Here is a 2,662-nt window from a genome sequence, read left to right on the forward strand (position 1 = left end):
GCGGACGATCTGGCGGCGTAGGTGGGCGGCGACGAGTTCGGCGGTTTTCGGTACCCGCACGTGCTGACCGACCCGGTGCGGGGCGCGTGGCCCGGTGGCGCCCGCGGAGATCCTGGTCGCCGGCCGTCTGGCGGTCCTCGCGCGCCGGCTGACCGGCGGCGTCACCGCTTCGGCGGGATCACCGGGCGCGGCTGCGCTCTCCTGGTCCGCGTTGGCATCCGAGGTGCTCGCGAGGGGGTTCGCGGCGGCGCCCGCGGCGTCGTCGGTGCTGGTGGCGGTGCTGGCGGCGGTGCTGGCGTCCGGGGCGGGACCCGTCGTCGGGCCTGGGGAGTGGCCCGCGTCGCCGGCCCGGCGGGAACCGCGGGTACGGCCGGCCAGCGCGGCGCGGTCCGACTGCTCCGGGATCGCCGACGGGGTCGGCGTCACGCGGGCCAGGGCTCGCTCGGGGCGGGTCCTGGACGTTGGGAGCACGCTCATGGGCTGCACCTTTCCGGGGCGGGGATTCGGTCTCCGGGACGGGCTGGGCGGTCCTGGTGGAAGCGGGGTGCGACGCCGGGCCGCCCGTGGTGGCGGCGGGGCCTGCGGCGGGCCTCGGACTGCTCGCCTGGCTGCCAGGCGATCCGAGCGCACCCCGAGAACACGGCGGATCCCCGCCAGGCTGCTTCGACTGGCGTCATACGGGGAGCGCGCCGCGGCGGTTCGCCGGCGCCCAGGGATTGCCTGGTAGGCGCCGATTCACGCACGGGGAATCTCACCCCGAGTGAGAGGCGAGCGTCGTGCGAGAAGATAAACCGACTACCTGAACCATACACGCACACCATTGCGTGAAAGTGGGTCGGAACAAACGAAGTGTGGTCTTCTGGTCGTCCGAGACGTGCGGTGCGCGCGAAGTGCGCGGAAGAGGCGCTCAAGTGTCGGTTGGCGGGCAATGCGATCGATTCTAGGTGAAGATAGTGGGATGTGAGTCGTGGTAGGTTTCGTCGGATCTGGGGAGCACTGGAAGGTAAGTGGTCTCGGGCCGTGATTGCACTCGGCGAGTGCGGCCGTGCTGGCGCCCCCGGGCTGCTTCGGTGCGGATCGGGGCGCTCTCTTCTCCGGTCGGCTCCGCGTGTCAGGGCACCGCGGTGGTCGTTCTGACCTGCGGTGGGTACGGCAGGCCACCGATTGCGGGAGGCAATTCCGCAGGTGAGCGCCTGTGTGGCAGCTGTGGCCCGGCTCTGGGTGGCAGCGCGTGAGGAGAGGTGGGTAGCCGGCGCCGAACCTGCCGATCCGAACCGTTTCGACCGATTTAGGCTACTTCGGCTTGATACCGGCTGGGTCCTGACCTGTTACTTTGGCAATAATTCTTGTTAATTGAGGGCTTCATGCCACAGAGTGTGTGCTCCTGGCCGTGTGAGTGGGGGGCAAGTGATCGTCGCTGCTGAGACCGTGCATCGGCACGTCAGTCAGGATCTTCTTTTCGTCGTCGTATCGATCGGCCTGGCGGTGGTCGGGTCGTTCGCGGCGCTGGTCAGCGCTATCCGCATCCCGTTGTCCGAGGGGCGCCTGCGGGCCCGCTGGACGGTCGCCGCGGCTGTCTCCCTCGGCGGCGGCGGGATCTGGTCCATGCATTTCATCGGAATGATCGGCTATCACGTCGACGGCTTCGAGCTGCGGTACGACCTACCGATCACCGTGCTGTCCCTGCTCATTGCCGTGGTGGGCTCCGCGCTGGGCATCTCTCTGGTCGCGCGCCGTCCGCGCAGCGTCGGCTGGCTCCTGCTCAGTGGTCTCGTCGCCGGCCTCGGGGTCGCTGCCATGCATTACACCGGCATGGCGGCGATGCATGTCGGCGCGACGGTGACCTACCGTCCGGAGATCGTGGCCCTGTCCATCGCCATCGCCGTCGCCGCCGCGGTGGCCGCGCTGTGGATCGCGTTCCGGGTCCGAACCATCCAGCACGTCGCCCTGGCCTCGCTGGTCATGGCGGCGGCGGTCTGCGGGATGCACTACACCGCGATGGCCGCCACCCAGGTCACGGGTGGCTCGCTCAACGAGCGGGTGCAGGGAGCGGACTCGATCGTCCTCGCGCCGATAGTCTGCGTGATCGCCTTCTCGATCCTCGCGGTCGTCATCTTCTCGGCACTGGGCGGCGTCACCGAGAGCAGCCCGCTGTCGCGGGCCGGGGACGGCAACGGGCGGTTCGCGTCCTCGCCCGGTCCCGAGGCGCGCGACGACGTGCTCGAGGAAGTCGCCTCGCAGTGGGACGTGCCGTCACCGCGACCCGACGCGGCGGGCGCCGCCTGGAACTTCCAGCCCCGCGCGGCCGCCGCCAGGGACGACTCGGCGTGGGGCGCCGAGTCGAGTCCGACCGGGGCCGCGTCCGGTTCGGCGTGGGGTTCCGAGAAATCGTGGGGTTCCGGTTCCGCGTGGGACTCCGGGTCCCGGTCGGGCTCCGCCGCACCCGTTCCCGCCTGGCATCTCGACCAGCAGCCCGGCTCGGCGCAGTCGGCCTGGAGCTCCGGCGCGGCGGCGGAGCCGCCGGCCGGCAGCGGCTGATCCGCGCTGTCCCGGCAGGCCGTCGCCGGCAGGCCGGCGACGGGGGCGTCGTACCGTGAACACGTGAGCCTGTTCGACTCGGCGGAGCTGTTCGGCCCGCCGGCCGCCGCGCCAACCCGCGACC

Annotated in this window: 1 protein-coding gene and 1 pseudogene; one reads left to right on the plus strand and one right to left on the minus strand. The window is 71.1% G+C overall.

From position 1 onward, the window contains the following. A pseudogene (locus MXD58_RS28450) lies at positions 1 to 477 on the minus strand (hypothetical protein); the annotation flags it as partial. 930 nt (positions 478 to 1,407) lie between these two features. On the opposite strand from MXD58_RS28450, the gene MXD58_RS28455 reads away from it, so the two are divergent. Then, positions 1,408 to 2,538, plus strand: coding sequence for an MHYT domain-containing protein (locus MXD58_RS28455; RefSeq protein ID WP_250611249.1), 1,131 nt, complete (start codon positions 1,408 to 1,410; stop codon positions 2,536 to 2,538). The last annotated feature ends 124 nt before the right edge of the window (positions 2,539 to 2,662 follow it).

Source organism: Frankia sp. AgKG'84/4, from assembly GCF_023242965.2.
Classification (GTDB): Bacteria; Actinomycetota; Actinomycetes; order Frankiales; family Frankiaceae; genus Frankia.